The following is a 17,648-nucleotide window of genomic DNA, read 5'->3' on the forward strand; positions in this document are numbered from 1 at the left end:
GATGATACCAGCTTAAAAATCGCAGCCAATGGCTAGCAAGGCTGCGCCGCCAAGCTGTTGCTGACCCTGCGTCCCAACACCAGCACCGTCACAAAACCGCAACCTACCAGCGCTGTGGCCAGGCTCAACAGCACCGCGCTGCCCATCTGGTCGACGATCTGCCCGCCAAAGAACGAGCCCAGGGCAATGATCACTTGGAACAACGCCACGAACAGCGGCATGCCGCGCTCGACATCCTTGGGCGCCACCACAAACATCCAGATACTCGCGCACGCCGGGAAGGCGCCAAAGGCAAAGCCCCACAGCGCGATCAGCATCGCCGCGCCGGTCATGCCGGTGGCGAAATACGGGAACAGCGCGGTGCTGGTGCCGATCATCAACGCCACCAGCAGCAAGGTATTGCGCACGCTGCGGTTAGCCGCGAACCCGGCAAAAATATTGCCCATCACGCCTGCGACGCCATACAGCAGCAACAGCGAACCAATGGTCGGCCCGTCGAAGCCAGAGCTGTGTTTGAAGAACGGCGCGACATAGGTGTAGGCCGCAAAGTGCGCCAGCCCGATCAGCAACACCGCGATCAAGCCGACCCGCGCTTGTGGGTTGATAAATAAAGCCGGCAGATCACTGATGCGAATGGCCTTCTCCGGCGTGAGTCTTGGCAGCAGGAACATCTGCGCCAACAGCACTGGAATGCCCACCAGCGCGGTCACCAGGAACGTCATGCGCCAGCCCATCAGGCCACTGAGCCAGGTGCCGACGGGCACGCCGAGTACGGTGGCCAGGGTCACGCCCATCATGATGATCGAAGTCGCCTTCGCTACGCCCACACCCTTGGGCGCCAGGCGACCGCTCAGGGCAATGGCCGTGGCCCAGAAACCGCCGATGCTGATGCCCAGCAATACACGGCCGAACAGCAGCAGGTTGAAGTCGCTGGCAAAGGCCACGACCGAGTTGGCGATGATCATGATCAACGTCAGGCCGATCAGCAGATAGCGACGGTCCATCGCGCCAATGCTCACCGACAGAAACGGTGCAGCGAGGGCGGCCATGATGCCGGGCAGCGTCACCATCAAACCCGCGTGGCCGGCACTGATACCGAGGTCGGTGGCGACATCGTTGAGCACGCCCACCGGCAGGAATTCACTGGTCACCAGGGCAAAAGCACCTACCGCGACCGAGAGAATCGCCAGCCACTGCTGTTTGACGCTTTGTTGATTATGTTCGGGAAGGCCGCTGGAGGCCTGGAGGGCGCTTGGCATGATGCTGGGTTCCAAGGGGGGATGTCGCCTGAGGCCAGGCGCATGGGAAGAAGAAGTGGGAAGCGATTATAGGAAGGGCCGTTGGTCGGCCTATAGGCGAGCGGTTCGATAGTAATCATCAGTGGTATCGATGTGAGGACCTTGGGCCGCTCCCATCCATACCACTTTGAGTTGAGTGTTCCGCCTTAATCAGTTCCGAAACGACCGACTCAAAAACCCAGTAATCAGCCCCACAACCTGCTGCTGAATCACTCCCCGCGCCCGAGCGCCTTCGCCATCCCGGCAAATCATGCCATCCCCCGGCGAGCTCTCTTCAATCAACGCAATCGCCCCCGGCTTGCAGATCGACATAAAGCTGAAGTGGGTAGCGTCGGCGATCTCCACATACTGCGTCGAAGCTTTTGCCATCCGCCGGACCATATCGGCGGACTCCAATTCAGGCGCCATATCTTCCGTTGGCACACCCCCCGCAATCACCAGCGCCGGCACCGGCAATGCGGCGAGGCTGGCGTCGGTAAAGCCGCGCGACAGGCCCAAGTCCAACGACACAATGGCGGTGACGCGTTTGTCGCTCAAGTCAGCGGCCAGCTTGGCCTTGCCCTCTGGCGTGGCAGCGGGATTCATCTCGTGGTAGCCAATGCAACCGCCCAGCTTGGGATAGGTGCTGCACTCCTTGACGAACAGGTCAGGATCGAAGCGTGCACCGGCGATTTCCAGCACGGTCCAGCCGCCGAGGGAATGGCCTACAGCGGCGATCTGTTTGTTCGCCACCGCGCCGAATTGCGTGGGCTGATCCAACACTGCATCGATAGCACGGCTCAAGTCCGCCGGGCGCTGCCATAACTGCGCGGCGGCTTGCGGGCTGCGGTCCTTGGTGGTGGTGCCGGGGTGATTGACCGCCGCGACGATATAGCCCTGATGGGCCAACGCACTGGCCAGCCATGTCTGTTTACCCCAATTACCACCGTAGCCGTGGGAGAGCACGACCAGTGGATGTTCGCCGCTGGCCGGTGGCGCATCGGGCACGGCCAGGGCGCCGATGAAGACTGCGTTGTCGGCGATCAGCTTGGGTTGGGTGGTGGTGGTAGCGGGGTACCAGACGACCAGTTCGAGTGGTCGGTTGTTTTGCGCATCGGGCAGGGTGGTGGTCTTGAAACCGACGGGGTTTTCGGCGGCGAAGGCGGGAGCGGTGAGGCAAATCAGGAACAGGGCGCGTAGAGCGGTTTTCATTGTTGTTATCGTCCTTGAAATGAGCGGCGAAGCATGACCTGAAACAAGCGGTTTTGGTAGAGGGGAGGCGGGACTAGGACGTTACCGACGTATTCCTACTTATTAGTATTACAGATTGCTCTTTCGTGAATTTAGGACGTTGCTATCTTACTTCGGTTAAAAAAGCGTGCGACGGTAGTGCCGTACTTCCTACCGTTGATTAATAAGGTGAGGGTTATGAAAATTCCAATCGAGATGTTGACTTTAATGCTTGGTTTGAATGTTCGTAAGTTCATACTCGTTTTGTTTGCGCTCTTGCTGTTTGTGTCTGCTAGTTTGGCGTTGGCTGAAGAGCGATCTTTCACTAAAGATGATACGCCAAGTCCTGTGCTGGTTTTGTCCAATGAGGGTGTTGGATTAGCCAATTTCTACGCGAATTCGTTGGACTTTCCCAGTGGTACTTTGCCTGATCCGAAAGAGTTACTAGAGATCGCGTGGCGTACAACGTACTACCCTGAAAGTGCCAATTCAAAGGTCGAACTCTGTTACTTTCGCCCCTATAGTTCTCAACCCAATTGCGTGGATATCGCTCCTAACTCATCTGGCGTTATCTATGAATTTAATGCCTAGAGTTTCAATCACGGATCACGTGTTGTCATCAAGCATTATGTCTTAGGGGGCACACCACCCTACAGTCGTCCTGCTGGCGTTGATACAGTGACTTTTCGATATAGGTACTAACTCGTAATACCGTGCAAGGGTCACTTATTACGGTGACCTCTGCTCTGATAAATAAAAAACGTGCAGTTGGTAAAATTTTAGCCGCCTTTACAGGGTGAATTCTCATGGCAACTATCCACGCTTATTCCTCAGTGCCTAACAATCGCTTGGCTAGCAGTCCGGTTAATGCCGCAACCTCACCAGCAATGCAGACAACGGCAGACACGGCTGGTGCATCTACCGCTACACACACTGATAGTGCGCCCCACACCGTATCGGTTTTGGCTCGTCAGTTGAGCGAAGCCTCAGTGCGCGCCGACACCCGCACCGCAGAGGCACCCGCCGATCCGCCGGACTCGATCATCGGCGACAGCTACCTCACGGATAAAGCGCAGCATGACGCCGAGGTCCCAGACACCGATCTTCCAGAGCTCCTGGCCCGCGCCCGACAGGCAACCGCCTTTATCAACGGTTCCGACAGCAACCCCTTCAAGGGCTTGGGACGTGATCAGTTGATCCTGATCGCCCATGACGACAGCGGCGCATTCACCACCAACGAACGCCGTGCCGCATGGCAAGAGATGGAATCTACGGCACCCGCCCAGGCGAGCAGCGCGAGTCAGGCATCGATTGACGGCCATGCTCTGATGGTCGCTCGCGTGTTCGGCAACTACGAACCGCCGGTGGCCCAGCCACCATTGACTTCCTACAACCTAACTCAGAGCTCTTATCATTTCCTCAACAGCGATGATCGTGCCGTGATCTCGCAGATGTACGCTTACGCGCAGGCTGAAGGTGCTGATCTGGCCTTCGTCGATGACTTGGCCTGGCAGCTCGGCCATTATCGACATCTCAGCGACGGCGGTCAGCAGTTGAGCCACAACAATGGCTATACCTCGGAGGGTTATCGCATCACCTTCCACTTCAAGGAGCAGGACGCGGCTATTGCCTCGCGCATTCTTAATGGTTCGGCCATCAACAGCACCCGTATCGACCCAGGCTTCTTAAGGCATATTCTGAACCCGGACTACGGATCTCTCTCCAACATCGGCGGAATACCCTTCCTTGAACAGATGGTGCTCAAGTTCTCTGCTGAAGGTGCTTCACAAGCCGCGCTCGGCAGCGAATTCGCCACCTTCAACCGGATCGAAAACAAGGACAACGTCCTAGTCACGACGAACACGGACACCAAACTGCCGCCCTCAAAGGTAGTTGCCACCAACGTTAATGGCGTGTGGAGTTTGACCGAACTGGGTAAGTCCGCTGGCTACACGCTGGACACTGCTACCGGCAAGCTGCACCGACCAACAATGCCTCCAGAGGATGAAGCTCAGCAGGGCTTCATCCTGGAAACCTCTGTTGGTTCCGCGCAGAGTCGCTCCCTTATGGATGCCCTTGCCGACAGCGACGATCCGCCCGCCAAGCGAGCGATCTGGATGAACAATCTGTTCAGCCTGCTTGACTCGCCTGAGTAGCCTTACAAAGTCTAAATTAAATAGCGGGCATGCGGGATTAGGAAAATACCTACGTATTCCTACTTATTAGTATTACAGAGCTGTCCTTCATTGTTTTAGGAAGTGCGTGGGTTTCTACGGTTAATGAATCGTGCAACGGTAGAAGTGTGATTCTTACCGCTGGATCCATTGGGCTCTTACGTATTAACTCCTCAAGCGATGGTGGTGATTATGAGTGGCTCGATAGTGATTCGTTGCTCCGTAAATGCAAACAAGCCTGTGCGTGCCCTTGTTACTGCTCTGCTGGTATTGGCTAGTGGGGTGGTCGGGGCGGAGGAAAGGTCTATTTCAAAGTATGGGGACCCCAGTCCCGTGTTGGTGTTATCCAATTCCGATACTCATCCGGGTGTAGGGTTTGCGAGTTTCAGTGTTGTTAGCTCGGACTTTCCCCCAGGAACGCTCATTGATCCCAAACAGTTAGTGGAAATTCAATGGAGTACAACGTTTTACCCTGACAGCATCAGGGAGGATGTGAGGCTTTGCTATTCAAGGCCCTTCAGCTCTCAAGAGGATTGCAGGAGAATCACTCCGCGTTCGTCTGGCACAGTGCAGGATTTTAACACTCATTCGTTTGGTAATGGCTCGCGAGTTAGAATCTATCATGATGTATACGGGGGCACACCTCGCTATACGCGTCCTGCTGGCGTCGATTCAGTCGTATTAAAATATAGCTATTAATCAACTGAAAAGTATTTTGTCCGTTTGGTTTTTTGGCTCTTTTACATGGAAAACAATGATATTAATGATGTGGCAGCGGCGCTGTCCTCCTATTTAGGAAGAGTGATCCATGATATCTATTAATCTTCATGCGTCGTCAGCCACTAATCGTATGGCAACAAGTAGTACTTCCAACGCCGAGCCCGTGTTTGCGGTTTCGTCAGATAAAGAAGAGCCCATTGCCGCGTCAACTTCGAACGGTGAAGTTACCAACAGCACCGTCTCAATCCTGGCTCACCAGTTGAGCGAAGCGGCAGCGCGTGCTGAAAAACGCGCGGGCTCGGAGAGCGAAAACCCGTTCCACTCGATTACCGGCGATAACTACATTGCCAACAAAAAACAACACGGTGCAGCGCTTCCCAATACCGATAACCCGGAACTCCTGGCTCGGGCCCGGCAGGCCAACGGCTTCGTCGATGGCACTGACAGCAACCCTTTCAAAGGGCTTGCGCGCGATCAGCTCAGCCTGATTGCTAGCGACGTTGGCGGTGCCTTCACGCTCAATGAGCGACGTTCAGCGTGGGAAGAGTTGCAAGCAACCGCAACCCCAATGGCTGCCAACCCGAAACTGCAACCTGCAAATGGGCGTGATCACCTGATTTCGCGTTTGTACGGGGGGGTTGAACCGCCGGTCGCCAAGCCACCTGCCACCGTCTATAACGGCACTCAAAACCACGCCGATTTCCTCAACCCTGAGGATCGTGCCTTGATCTCGGATATGTACGCTTACGCCGCAGCGGAGGGTGCTGACCTGCGTTTTGTAGATCACGTGGCCATAGCACTCGGTACCTATCGTCATTACAGCGACGGCCTTCAATTCGGGGGGAGTAACGTTCGCTATGACGGGGAAGGGTATCAGGTGACGTTCGATTTCAAGCCAGAGGACGCCGCAATCGCGTCAAGCGTCCTGGAGGGTTCGGCGATCAACAGCACTCGTATCGACCAGGGTTTCTTGCGACACATTCTGGACCCGGCCCAAGGTGCGTTTACAAACATTGGTGGCATACCGTTCCTGGAGAAGATGGTAAAAAAATTCTCTAATGAAGGGGCTGATCAGCCCCCACTCGCCAGCCAGTTCGCCACCTACCACAAAGTCAGGTACGAGGACCATATTGTCCAAACCACCAACAAGGACGTCAGGCTACCGCCCTTCAAGGCACTCACGGATAACGTCAACGGCGTTTGGACCCTCACCGAACACGGCAAGGCAGAAGGCTACACACTGGACAAAACCACTGGCCGGATAAGCAAGCCGGTCGCCTCTTTCGACAGTCAGACGTCACAACGCTCAATCTTGGACGACATTGTCCGCCAATCGCCCAAAAGCTACTTCGCGGACTTTGTTGCCGGTGACCGTGAGGCGTTCGCCATGCGAAGAGTCTGGCCCGGCCATTTTTTCATGCTGATGAAAAACCAATAATTATGAGGACTTGATAAGCGATGCCCTAAGGCACCGCACAGTCCTCATGCCTCAATGAGATTCCAAAGCTGACGATTTCAATAACGCCTACGCGTGCGTCAACCCCGTCAACGTATCCGCAATCGTCTTCGTCCGCTGCGCCGTGCCCTCGGTCGCACGGCTGGACGCTTCCAACGCGTCCAGCATCTCTCGCAGCGCGCCTACACCGGTGGACTGGTCTTCAATCTGCTGGGCTACCCGCTGGATCTCACTCGACAGCAGGTCAATATCCACGCCAATTTCCGCCGCATTCTTACGCGTGATTTCCGCCAGCTTGCGCACCTCGTCCGCCACCACTGCAAAGCCCCGGCCCAAGTCGCCCGCGCGCGCCGCTTCAATGGCCGCGTTGAGCGCCAGCAAGTTGGTCTGCCCGGCGATCTGCTGGATTACCTGCACAATCGACTGGATCCGTAAACTCGACCCGGCCAGCGTGCGCGCACCTTCCACCGCCACATCCGCCTGGCTCGACAACCCCTCCACCGTGGCCCCGGCCTGGGCCGATACGCTGTTCTGCTGGTCGATGGTGCTGACCAAGTCATCCATCGACGCGTGCAACTCACCGGAGTAATGCTTGAGCTGCGCCGCGATTTCTTCCTGCTGTTGCTCGGCCTGGGCCAGCACCTGGCCCAAGTCCGCCAGGCCTTCGAATACCGGCAGGATATTGTTATCCAGCCCACGGGTGTTCAGGGTGTTGGAGAAATCATTGTTCTTGAACGCAGCAATCTGCTTGACCACCACATGGTTCAATCCCGCCAGTTTCTTCACCTGACGCCGTAAGAAGAACGCCTTGAACTCGCCGTAATGAGCGATGAAATTGTCCACATACTCGTCACTGAAACTTGCGCCCTTGGCCACCCGGAAGAAGAAAATCGCGGTCAGCGTCTGGTTCAGGTTCAGCCCCAGAATTTCCCCAAAGGTCGAGAATCCCGCCAACGGCACATCGCCAAACGTCCCCGCCATGCTGCCCAACTCGGCGCCGTTGTTCAGCCGACGCAAGATGCAGTCATTCAAAATCCCCGCCACCGGCTGGCCACCCTTGCCACGCAGGAACTGTTCATAGTCCAGGCGCGTCGCCTCACGCAACGGCGTACGCCGCACCATCACCAACTCCTCGCCCGGCGCCACGTCGCAAAACAACTGCACGATTTGCTGCTCGAAGTCGATACGCGCGATGGACCGCACAAACAACTCACTGCCCACCCGAATCGCAAACGAATAATCCGCCAGCTTCGACTCCAATGCCTGCGGCGCACAATTAAACGCATCACACAGCGCCTGCACCATGCTCTTGATATTGCCGGCGCTGTCGATCACCTGGTCAATCGTGCGGTCCTCCACCGAGGCCGTCAGCACACTGAAGGTCAAATCCGCCGGTTTGAAATTCTGGCTTTTGAACACCCCAAATCGCACCTGCGCCGCCGTCTTCACAAACACAATCTGCGCATGATTCTGATAACTGCGCTGGCCGTCATGAATCAGCGTCTTCTGGAAATCCGACTTACCCCCGGCCGATCCCCCTACAAACAAACACGGAAACCGCCCCGACTCATACAGCGCCTCCATAAAAAACGACTCCGACGCCGACAACCCATCGAACACCACATACGCCAACGTATCGCGATGATCGATCGGCGTACGCACCTGCACCCGCTTGATATGCCCCACCAACTTGGCAATGCGCTCCTGCATCCCCAACCGCTTACCGCCGCCACGAATGTCCTCACACTCCAGCGGCACCATCACCACCTCGGCCGAGGCGATCAGACTGTCGTCGAACAGCTGCAACACCACCCGATCCCAGCGCTCGCCGGTGGCGCAATACAGCGAATTGGGCGCATTGCAGAGTTCGCCGGAAGTGGTGCACAGGCTGATGGTGGATTGTGGGAAACGGCGTTTGAGCTTGGCGGCGACCTGATCGATGTCCAGATGCGGCGAGATAAAACCGGTGATCAGGGTGGGGGTGATGCGCAGGGCGGTGAGGGCGGCGTCCAGGTCGTTGGCAGTGCTGATGAGCGTGGCGGTGCCTTGACGATCGGCCCGGGCTTTTTTTAGAAGGGAGAGTGGGTTCATGTGGTGGACTCGATCGAGTGGTGATGCAGGGGTAGGCATGCGGTTAGTAGGGTTATCGGCAGGTTGGGTGGGGACTGGAGGGTGGGGGATGCGACGGATGGACGCGGGTGTGGGGAGTTTTCCTATTACTGATAGGCAGCTTTCGGCCAAAAGCAGACTGTCGTTCACCTCGGGAGCGGATAAGGTATCGTTCATGGATGTGATCTGCTAAAGAGATCATGGACAGGTTTCAATCAAAAAACTCAACAAACCACTCTCGGGAACGGTTGAAACTGTGGAAAAAATCAAGTTGATTAAAGCGATGATGAAAGCCGGCCGGGCTAAAGATCTACTGTATTGGTTTAATGAAACCGGACACCTATTTAGGCGAGAATGCTCGCCAGATAGACGAGTCTGATCCCTGGCGGGATCGGCATCGAGTTAATCTAATACCTCGCCAGCACGATTTTCAGCAGCGGAAACGGATTTGGCGGACATTCAACGGCGCAGGCTTCAAGGTCAGCTTGCCGCAATCAGCCACTGAAGGACATCCCTCACCAGAAGTGTCTCGTGATAGTTCGATCTCACAATGTAACCCCGGTGAGGCCGGTCTACTGAAGGCCCGAGAGCGATCAATTTGCCCGCCTTGATCTGCTCTTCGATCAGCCCAGCCCAGCCCAAGGCGATACCTTGACCCTCCTGCGCAGCGGTCAGCAGCAACGGATAGTTATTGAAGCAAAAAACTGGCGCTTCCTCTGGCGGAGTGATCTTCGCGTGCAGGCACCAGTGATGCCAATCCAGCCACCGGGAGTCATCGCTGTCCTTATGAAGCAGCGGTAGATCCTCGATACTGCTTATTTTCGTACCTTCCAGTAGCCCCAGTTTTTCAGCCAGGTCTGGACTGCATACTGGGAATACCGTCTCGGGGATCAGTAGCTTTTCAAATCGGAAGTCACCGTCGAGGGATCCAAACTGAATGGCGATATCGGCATCTTGAAGCATCGGATCATCGTCAAGGTTTACTGGGCGAATCTTGAATTGGATCTGGGGGAACTGGCCCTGGAGCGCAGGCAATTTCGGCATAAGCCAGAAATAGCAGAATCCAAAATTCGCAGCGATCGAGATGGTAGGTTTCTGCTTGTTGAAATGGCGACGCATGCGCTTGACCGCTGCCTTAATTTCACTCACCGGGGATGCTAGGCCTGAATAAATCTGCTGACCCTCATAGGTGGGTCGCAACAGCTTACCGTTACGTTCGAAGAGTACACACCCAAGCGACTCCTCCAAGGTGCGAATCCGCTGAGAAATCGCCGGTTGAGTAGTGCCCAATTCAACAGCTGCGGCCGTCATCGAACCCAAGCGGATTGTGGCCTCAAAGGCGACCAAAGATTTAAGTGGCGGGAGGTCCTGTTCGCTCGGCTCCATAACGTTTATGCATATCTCTAATAAGGGGATTGCGGGTGTTTATCCCCTGAGCACGTAAGGATACTGAGACCACCTATTTGGAGGTTCTCATGGTACAGGTCACTTTTGAAATCAAGCAACAACCGGCATCCGTGATCGCACAGTTGCCAGGGGAAACCATTGTGCTAGCGCCGCTGTGGTTGCGGGAGCGCTGCCAGGACGCTGTCAGTCTTGATGTCACTACTCAGCAAAGACTGTTTAACCCGCATAACCTTCCTGACGGCATCACTCTGGTTGAAGCAGAGGCCAAAGGCGTAGATCAGGCATGGCTGTCATTCAGTGATGGTTATGCGGGGCTGTATGACCTCACGGAGTTTCGTGCCGACTTCGATCCGTTGGATGGCCTGCCAACGCCCATCAGTTGGAAGAGCAACATTGACACCCAACTCATCTACATCGACTTCAACCGACTGACTGACTTCGATTATCGATTGGAGGCATTCAGCAAGTTTTTGACCTATGGGGTTGTCGTTATCCAGAACGTGCCTACCGAAGCCGAGTCAGTTCTGGATGTAGGCAGAATCTTTGGCCAGGTGCGCGAAACCAATTTCGGCAAGTACTTCGAGGTGTACTCCCGGCCGAACTCCAATGACCTGGCCTATCGCTCAATTCACCTCGATCCTCATACCGATAACCCTTATCGCGATCCGATGCCTGGCATCCAGCTTTTGCACTGCCTAATCAACGAAACATCGGGGGGGCTCTCTACACTCGTTGACAGTCTCGCGGTCGCAGAGCAGCTTAAATTGGAAGATCCCGAAGGCTTCGAACTGCTGGCCAACGTGCCTGTGCGTTACCGCCACGTCGATAACGACGTTGAGCTGATTGAGCGGCGGCCAATCATCATGACCGACGCGCTGGGCCGAATGACAGGTGTCAGCTATAGCCCACGCCTCGACTATCTACCGTTGCTGAATGAACACGACATGGCCGTATTCCACCGTGCACGTCGTCGCATGGGAGAGCTCTTTGTGGATCCGGCATTTGAGCGACGTTTCAAGCTGGAGAAGGGCGAGCTGCAAATGTTCAATAACACGCGTGTCCTCCATGGCCGGACGAGCTTTGATACCAATGAAGGTCGCCGTCATCTGCAAGGTTGCTACATGGATATGGATGGCCCCAAAGGCATCTACAAAGCCATGAAAAGAAGCTTGAAAGCTCAATAAGATTCGAAAGCCTGAGGACTGATGATGAAAACCGTAGCTTTTACCCAGATGAAAGACGGCACCAAAGCCGAATATGAAATGCTGACCCAGCTGGAAACTGATTTCGCAAAAGAGCTTCCTGACCGGCTCCTCAAATGCCTGCGGGATCTGGAACACTCTCTAAGCGGTTACAAGGTGAGCAGGCTCGCTCATTCGCTTCAGACCGCATGTAGAGCTGAGGACGCTGGTGCAGATGAGGAGATGGTGGTTGCAGCGCTGATCCATGACCTGGGCGACGAGCTCGCCCCCTACAACCACTCCCAGTATGCAGCATCCATCCTTCGCCCTTATGTTCGTCCAGAGGTGACCTGGGTCATCAATTATCACGGCCTCTTCCAGAACTACTACTACGTGCACTTCTTCGGCGGTGATCGTAATGAGCGGGATCTATACAAGGATCACCCTTACTACGAGAGTTGTGTGCGCTTCTGTGAGGAGTGGGACCAATCATCCTTTGACCCTGATTACCCGACTCGCCCTTTGGAGCACTTCGAGCCTATGGTTCGGAGGATTTTCACTCGGCCAGCATTCGATCAAAAGTACGTTGGTGACCAGACTATGGGCCGCAGCGCGCTCGACCAACCTGTGGCCTAGGCACTTTACTTACGGTTCAAATTTGCGTCATAGCGGCAGCGTGCTGCCGCTATGACGTGCATATCCAGGTGGATCCCTCCCTACTGATCCATAAGAAAACCGCATGCTCCTCATAATAGAAACGCGGTTATGCCGTACTGGCGATTGGCCGATAATCGAAGCGGGAAAGGCGCAATTCATAAGCGTCAGCCACGTGCAAATTTGAGTCTGCCATCCAGATACGTCAAACAGAGTTAGTGCAACTCTAGAGGGGAGTCGGATGAACAAGTTTTACAAAACCGTGATCGCGGTAACCTTGGCATCTCAAAGCGTGTTGGTTATGGCTCAAGAACCCAGCAGTTGCCAAGTCATCAAGACGGCGAACGTGGGATGGCTCGATGGTATATCGACAAACGCATTGACTCAGGTGGTTGCCGAAGGCCTGGGCTATAAATTTGACGACAGCATGCTTTCACTGCCAATCGTTCTGAAGTCTCTTAGCGATGGCAAGCTGGATACGTTCATTAACTACTGGTCGCCATCTCAGGATCCTCTGATTACCCCACTAAAGGACTCTTTGTCCGTTCTCCCAACCCCTAACCTCACAGGTGCAAAATACACACTCGCAGTTCCAAAATTTCTGGCCGATGAGGGGTTGAAGGATTTCAAGGACATAGAGAAATTTAAAGACCAGCTCGGAGGCCGCATTTACGGCATCCAGCCTGGTAGCGGCGGAAACACGTTGGTGCAGAAGATCATCAAGGACAACTCGTATGGTTTGAAGGATTTCAAACTGGTCGAGTCTGGTGAAGCAGGCATGATCCAAGAGGTAGGTCGCTCGATTCAACGCAAGAAGCCCATTGTGTTCCTGGCGTGGGCGCCTCACCCAATGAACGTGAACATGGACATCGTGTATCTAACGGGTGGTGATGATTCCTTCGGTCCCGATTTCGGCGCAGCAACGGTCAAAACCATCACATCCAAAGGCTATGCCGAGCGCTGCGGTAACGTTGGCAAGTTGTACAGCAATCTGAAATTCACGGTCGACATGGAGAGCAGCATCATGAACTCCCTTGACAAAAAGGAGCCCGCTTTGAGTGCAGCGAAAAAATGGCTGGCCGCTCATCCTGAGACTCTGGATAGCTGGCTGACTGGTGTAACTACCGTCGACGGTAGAGACGCGAAAGCAGCAGTATTAGCAAACATCTCCAAGTAAAGAAAAGCCGCTTCAGTGAAGCGGCTTTTGTTATCGAAAATCCGCAGTTGGAGGCTCGCTGATGGAGCCATATGTAGCCAGTTGCTAGGCGTTTACTCATCGCAACGTGCCTTAACCTGACGCTTACCCCGCATTTGACATATCTTGAGTTCGTGGGTTTCTGCGGGGCCATGTAGTTCCGAGTCCGAGCCCGTCGAGCCAGCACTCACGCGTGATGCGTTTATGGACCTCGGCAGTTGTTTGGATATTCAAGGTCCGCTTCTGGCCGATGACTGCCAGTCGCCACCGGCAGCTATCGACCCGAAGCTGACGGTCGGCTTGGCTTAGGTTCAGATTGAGCAAGCCGGTCTCTCACCCAACCGCTCTACCAACCTTACGAGATAACCATCGGGATCCTGGACGATGAATTCGCGCTGACCTACTTCTATTTTGTCAGCCCGATACCAGGTGTCTTTGCATTCTCGATAGAGTGGAAATCCAGCCTGAACAAGTTTTTGGATGATGGGTGCCACAGCCTCAACATCAATCTGTAGGTTGATGCCTCTTCCAAACGGTTTGGTCAATGGCGCAGTCAGCCATTGACCCGCGTCAGGATCAATCTGCTCAAGCATTACTTGAGCACCATTCAAATCAAGGTACGCAAATCCCTCATCCGAACGTTGATAAGCTACTTTGAACCCCAGAAGAGAAACCCAAAAAGCCAGGCTGCTATCCAGGTTGGTGACCATTAACTCCGGAACCAGTTTGTTACGTTCGAACATGAGATGACTTCCATTTCAAAATGCTTGTTTTTGTGAGCGGGCAGGTTCTGCACCTACGGCTTCGCTGCCAGGGCGGGATCGTGGTGAGCATGATGATGCACGCTTGGGTGGGAGTTATCGAGTCGCTTTGAGTGGCAGCTTCTGGCCGATAGCTGCCCTTCATGATAGCCAGTTACTAGCCACTACCTGTCAGTCGACTGATTAGACCGGGACGGTTACGCTGGCGTTTTAGCATGCACGGAAGAGCGTATGACAGAGGTGTACCAAGGAAGCTGTTTATGTGCCGCTGTCCGTTATGAGCTATCCACCACACCGCAAGCAGTGAGTCATTGTCATTGCAGCCAGTGTCGCAAAGGTCATGGGGCGGCATTTGCTTCTTACGGCAGCGTTCCGCGTAGCGCGCTGCAAATACTTAGCGGCTCCATCCATATCAAAACCTATGCTTCTTCAACGACGGTATCACGCGAGTTCTGCGTGCAGTGTGGTTCGGCCTTGTTTTGGTCACGGTCTCAAGGCGAGCTTGCCAGTTGGGTTTCAATAGCATTGGGTACGCTCGATACCCCGTTTTTCCCTCTAAAGCAGAAACACGTTCATCTCGACTCCGCAGCTCACTGGTACATTCCAACCACCCCATGCCCTCCAGTTGATTGAGGTCTTCTGGGCGAAAGCTGCCTGTCGCTCTGACCCCTTGTTGTTGACCGATATAGGCATTGACGTAAAATCGCCACCCCCAAAAAATCAGCTTGCATAGCGAGAAGGAGCTTCGATGCAACGGGTGATGATTGTTGGTCAACCTGGGTCTGGCAAAAGCACTTTGGCGCGCGAGCTTGGTCAGCGCACGGGCTTGCCGGTCGTTCATATCGACACTATTCACTGGCAGCCAGGTTGGATAGAACGAAGCCGGGACGAGAAGACGCAGCTTTGTCTCGAGGTCGAGGCTCGTGATTGCTGGATATTCGAAGGGGGCCATTCGGCCACTTGGGAAAATCGGATGGCCCGTGCAGATCTTTTAATTTGGATTGATCGTTCGGCGACGCTTCGATTCTTGCGCGTACTGCGCAGAACGCTGCTCCAACGGGGTCAATCTCGGCCTGACTTGCCCGAGAACTGCCCCGAACTGCTGGCGAACCTGCCGGAGTTTTTTAGATTCATGTGGCGGACGAAAAAAACAGCGCGAGCAAAGATGCAGCAACTCGTGGCAACTGCACCATCAACCTGCCGCGTGGTTTATTTGCGGTCTAATCGAGAGGCCAGGATGTTTATCGCGAGTATTGAAACCTCGGCTGGCCAGGGTCCGCGAGATTGATCGTTGGTTGGCTGCCTCGCTACGTAAACTGCGGGTTGTCATGCGGGGACAATGCCCTTCAAAATCCGCGTCGCCTGGCGTGTAACGCGCGCTCAATATCCCTCCATAAATAGCACTGCCTCCAATTGGCGTACGTTGTAGGCCAAGCCCGATCGCGTGCTAAGCGACCGCGCAATGGATGCTACAAGACGATTTGCATCGAGCTGCGCTGGCCATGACATATATGCATTGCGCCACACGGTACGAGTCGCTCGTGGCCGACTACCGCCACGTCCAGCGATCAGGCCTAGGTTGGGGTAGTGCGCTTTGAAGGAATCGAGTTCGGCGTCAACGAACACGGCCTCGGCAATACCCACCAATGCGGTGGCTACACGCGAGTCATAGATCACAAAGTCGTCTGGGTAAAACATGGCGTACAGCTTCGTCCATGCGCTGTTCATTGCAGCTGGGTTCTGAGCATTGCGGTTAGCAGCACGTTGCAGGTTGGCGACGACCGCGTCGGCATCCCGCGTGGGCAGGCGCACTCCGCCCCACTGGCAGATAGACGCGAATAATGCCAACACCGCATCGGCATTACCGGCAAGGTCAAGACTTAGCACTCGCGCCTGAGCAATAAACCCCTGTAGCACTTGCTCTGTTGCTACGAAGCTTACTCCCGGCGAGGGCCAGAAGTAGCTGCTCAATCTTGCATCCAGTCCCTGAGCTGCCTGGGCTGGGTAAACCTTCCGGCGGCGACGATCGTAAATTTGAAAGGGTTCATGTTTAAGGTAGAAGGCAAAGCGCGCTTCCCAGGGGCTCAAGTCATGGCAACCCATGGCAGCCTCAGCAGCGGGCTCGACTTCAGCGGTCAGCTCCTGCGTCTCGTCCATGCCGAGCAACTCATACAAGCCCTCGGCCACACGCCGGTAACGTGCCACCTGGCCGCTGCGCGCCCAGTAACCGGTGAGCTCACACAGGTTTGCCAACTGCGTATTGATTGTGTTGGCGGCGAAGAAGTCCAAGCCCACGCGATAGCGTTCGTTGGTATCGGTCGGGTTTAAGTAGACCTTACGGCAAGGGGTTTTAAGGTCTGCAGCGCGGAATTTTAGCGGTAGCGCGCCGGCGTGGATTTCAAGGGCGATTGCGTCGTGCAGGGCCATTAGGCATTCCAAATGCTGGGGGTAAAGAGGTGCGATAGGCTACTCGGCGTCAGGCGTGCAATCCAGTGTGGTAAGCCGATGGCTAAGAATTCAAAAAGGTCCGCGCTCAAGCCCAAACGCCCTGCGTTTGCTCTCATTTGTTAAGTCAGTAATCCGGCTGACAGGGCCCGCATGCCTGATGGTTATTCACCAACAGCGCTCAGTTGGCCCGTCGGGGCAGCAGTGCAGAAAGGTAAAGTACAGCGCCGTCGTGCCGATACAGGCGCGAGTAATGCGATGTGCTCAGGGATTTCTAACGAAAACCTAGAGGACGTTTGGGGTCATGGCTGGAAAGTTAATTACAGCTATTCATTAGACATACGGAAGCCATAATGAAACGGATTGAGCGAGACTTCGTTACGCTGTTCAACTACCTCTGGTACAAGGATTTTCCCGTTACTGAAAAAGCTGGCCTAGCGAATAGGGCCAACTGGACGATCCATATGGGCCTCGTAATTCGTCAATGTGCCAGCCTGATGGGTGCACGGGCTCTTTTCGAATCGGGCGGGCGTACCGATGCGGTGGTTCAGTACTCCGAAAAGGATATTCTGACTTTCGTGGAATGGGAGTGGAAGCGTGCCCACACGGACATCAATGAAATCCAAAAGCTGCATAGCAAGGCCGGTCAGGCAGCATTTCAGACGTTCATAGGGTACAGCCGTGTAGAGGACATTCAAAAGGCTTTAGACCAGGCGTTGAACACATGGATCGATGCTAAAAGCCCCTTGATTTATTTTCTGATCACCTACGACGTAGTTAAAGGCAACCGCCACTTCGTTGATCTTGTGACCTATGAATTTACAAAAAACCGGTGCAAGAAAATACGCAGTCAGCCGGCGTTACCCTGGATGGTAAATCGAAAGAAGTTCATCGACGCTGATGAAAACACATAAAGCCTGAAAGACTTGGGTACTGTTGCCGATGAGCATTTCCCTGCTGGCCTCATTGGCAATACCGAGCAACGCGGTCACCGAGCCAGTGCGTGAGGTGCTACTACTCGACGACCTCGCGTGATTGG

The 17,648-nt window shown here is 54.8% G+C and carries 15 protein-coding genes; 9 read left to right on the top strand and 6 right to left on the bottom strand.

Features of this window, described 5'->3' with window-relative positions; all coding sequences use genetic code 11:
• Positions 1 to 32 precede the first annotated feature (32 nt).
• Together AOA61_RS26845 and AOA61_RS26850 are read right to left on the bottom strand one after the other, a co-directional pair.
• Entirely contained in the window at positions 33 to 1,259 is a 1,227-nt protein-coding gene (locus AOA61_RS26845; RefSeq protein WP_099603081.1) for an MFS transporter, read from the bottom strand.
• Positions 1,260 to 1,448: 189 nt separating this feature from the next.
• Complete coding sequence (locus tag AOA61_RS26850; protein ID WP_099603082.1) at positions 1,449 to 2,489, bottom strand: alpha/beta fold hydrolase; 1,041 nt, start codon at positions 2,487 to 2,489, stop codon at positions 1,449 to 1,451.
• 216 nt (positions 2,490 to 2,705) lie between these two features.
• On the opposite strand from AOA61_RS26850, the gene AOA61_RS26855 reads away from it, so the two are divergent.
• The 3 genes from AOA61_RS26855 to AOA61_RS26865 all read left to right on the top strand — a co-directional run bounded on the left by AOA61_RS26855 (position 2,706) and on the right by AOA61_RS26865 (position 6,839).
• A complete protein-coding gene (locus tag AOA61_RS26855) occupies positions 2,706 to 3,098 on the top strand; it encodes a hypothetical protein (RefSeq protein ID WP_099603083.1) in 393 nt (130 codons plus the stop codon).
• 398 nt (positions 3,099 to 3,496) lie between these two features.
• Positions 3,497 to 4,663 (top strand): hypothetical protein, encoded by a 1,167-nt coding sequence (locus AOA61_RS26860; RefSeq protein ID WP_143521259.1) that lies wholly within the window; start codon positions 3,497 to 3,499, stop codon positions 4,661 to 4,663.
• Between the two features lie 826 nt (positions 4,664 to 5,489).
• Complete coding sequence (locus AOA61_RS26865; protein ID WP_143521260.1) at positions 5,490 to 6,839, top strand: hypothetical protein; 1,350 nt, start codon at positions 5,490 to 5,492, stop codon at positions 6,837 to 6,839.
• 87 nt (positions 6,840 to 6,926) lie between these two features.
• Here the strand turns inward: AOA61_RS26865 and AOA61_RS32515 are convergent, their stop codons facing one another.
• Together AOA61_RS32515 and AOA61_RS26875 are read right to left on the bottom strand one after the other, a co-directional pair.
• Positions 6,927 to 8,948: an FIST N-terminal domain-containing protein gene (locus AOA61_RS32515; RefSeq protein ID WP_099603086.1), complete on the bottom strand. Its 2,022-nt coding sequence runs from the start codon at positions 8,946 to 8,948 to the stop codon at positions 6,927 to 6,929.
• Positions 8,949 to 9,446: 498 nt separating this feature from the next.
• Positions 9,447 to 10,352: a LysR family transcriptional regulator gene (locus AOA61_RS26875; RefSeq protein WP_099603087.1), complete on the bottom strand. Its 906-nt coding sequence runs from the start codon at positions 10,350 to 10,352 to the stop codon at positions 9,447 to 9,449.
• A gap of 89 nt (positions 10,353 to 10,441) precedes the next feature.
• Here AOA61_RS26875 and AOA61_RS26880 point away from each other — a divergent pair, with 89 nt between their 5' ends.
• The 3 genes from AOA61_RS26880 to choX all read left to right on the top strand — a co-directional run bounded on the left by AOA61_RS26880 (position 10,442) and on the right by choX (position 13,385).
• Entirely contained in the window at positions 10,442 to 11,557 is a 1,116-nt protein-coding gene (locus AOA61_RS26880) for a TauD/TfdA family dioxygenase (RefSeq protein WP_043205756.1), read from the top strand.
• A 24-nt stretch (positions 11,558 to 11,581) separates the two neighbouring features.
• Entirely contained in the window at positions 11,582 to 12,190 is a 609-nt protein-coding gene (locus AOA61_RS26885; RefSeq protein ID WP_164444821.1) for an HD domain-containing protein, read from the top strand.
• Positions 12,191 to 12,449: 259 nt separating this feature from the next.
• A complete protein-coding gene (gene choX / locus AOA61_RS26890) occupies positions 12,450 to 13,385 on the top strand; it encodes a choline ABC transporter substrate-binding protein (RefSeq protein ID WP_099603089.1) in 936 nt (311 codons plus the stop codon).
• 329 nt (positions 13,386 to 13,714) lie between these two features.
• On the opposite strand, the gene AOA61_RS26895 is transcribed toward choX, so the two are convergent.
• Positions 13,715 to 14,146: a VOC family protein gene (locus tag AOA61_RS26895; protein WP_017530067.1), complete on the bottom strand. Its 432-nt coding sequence runs from the start codon at positions 14,144 to 14,146 to the stop codon at positions 13,715 to 13,717.
• Positions 14,147 to 14,395: 249 nt separating this feature from the next.
• On the opposite strand from AOA61_RS26895, the gene AOA61_RS26900 reads away from it, so the two are divergent.
• Both AOA61_RS26900 and AOA61_RS26905 read left to right on the top strand, forming a co-directional pair.
• On the top strand, positions 14,396 to 14,797 hold the full coding sequence (locus AOA61_RS26900; RefSeq protein WP_099603090.1) for a GFA family protein: 402 nt from the start codon (positions 14,396 to 14,398) through the stop codon (positions 14,795 to 14,797).
• Positions 14,798 to 14,912: 115 nt separating this feature from the next.
• Entirely contained in the window at positions 14,913 to 15,452 is a 540-nt protein-coding gene (locus AOA61_RS26905) for an AAA family ATPase (RefSeq protein WP_099603091.1), read from the top strand.
• A 92-nt stretch (positions 15,453 to 15,544) separates the two neighbouring features.
• On the opposite strand, the gene AOA61_RS26910 is transcribed toward AOA61_RS26905, so the two are convergent.
• A complete protein-coding gene (locus tag AOA61_RS26910) occupies positions 15,545 to 16,591 on the bottom strand; it encodes a hypothetical protein (RefSeq protein ID WP_099603092.1) in 1,047 nt (348 codons plus the stop codon).
• Positions 16,592 to 16,962: 371 nt separating this feature from the next.
• On the opposite strand from AOA61_RS26910, the gene AOA61_RS26915 reads away from it, so the two are divergent.
• Positions 16,963 to 17,523, top strand: coding sequence for a hypothetical protein (locus AOA61_RS26915; protein ID WP_099603093.1), 561 nt, complete (start codon positions 16,963 to 16,965; stop codon positions 17,521 to 17,523).
• The last annotated feature ends 125 nt before the right edge of the window (positions 17,524 to 17,648 follow it).

Source organism: Pseudomonas sp. 2995-1, from assembly GCF_002742505.1.
Lineage (GTDB): Bacteria > Pseudomonadota > Gammaproteobacteria > Pseudomonadales > Pseudomonadaceae > Aquipseudomonas > Aquipseudomonas sivasensis.